Origin of the sequence: Mesorhizobium sp. M7A.F.Ca.AU.002.02.1.1 (genome assembly GCF_003998535.1) — a bacterium.
Taxonomy (GTDB): domain Bacteria; phylum Pseudomonadota; class Alphaproteobacteria; order Rhizobiales; family Rhizobiaceae; genus Mesorhizobium; species Mesorhizobium ciceri.
In genome coordinates, this window is record NZ_RZPB01001481.1 from 1 (window position 1) to 468 (window position 468).

General features: G+C 62.0%; 1 protein-coding gene and 1 pseudogene. One reads left to right on the plus strand and one right to left on the minus strand.

Annotation, left to right across the window (positions count from 1 at the left end; genetic code table 11):
* Window positions 1-253, minus strand: a 253-nt coding sequence (locus EN879_RS39625; protein WP_206521123.1) for a hypothetical protein, incomplete at its 3' end; no start/stop codon positions are given.
* On the opposite strand from EN879_RS39625, the pseudogene EN879_RS38480 reads away from it, so the two are divergent.
* A pseudogene (locus EN879_RS38480) lies at window positions 191-468 on the plus strand (bifunctional heptose 7-phosphate kinase/heptose 1-phosphate adenyltransferase); the annotation flags it as partial. The gene EN879_RS39625 and the pseudogene EN879_RS38480 sit on opposite strands and share 63 nt — an antisense overlap.

Here is a 468-nt window from a genome sequence, read left to right on the forward strand (position 1 = left end):
GGGCGGTGCTGGTCGGGCTGGGCGTCCATGTTGCCCTGCAGAAGAGCTGACGCATCGGACAGTCGCGGGTCATGTCCTGACGTTGCGCTGCGTGGATTTGCGGTATATCGGCAGGCATGAACGATCCGGCCCGTAAATTGACAATTTTCATCACAATTGAGATTTGCCTTACCCTCGCGTTGCCAGTGACATGATCAAGCACAATCCGCCTTCTCCAGAACCATTGCACCGCGCCATTGCGCGGTTCGGCCAAGCCACCGTGCTGGTGGTCGGCGACTTCATCCTCGATCGTTTCGTCAACGGCGTCATCGAGCGGATCTCGCCGGAAGCGCCGATCCCGGTGCTGCATGGGCGCGGCGAGACCTCGACCATGGGCGGCGCCGGCAATGTCGTGGCCAACATCGTTTCGCTCGGCGCTGCCGCTGTCCCCGTTTCCGTAATCGGCGCCGATCTGGCGGGCGACAGTCT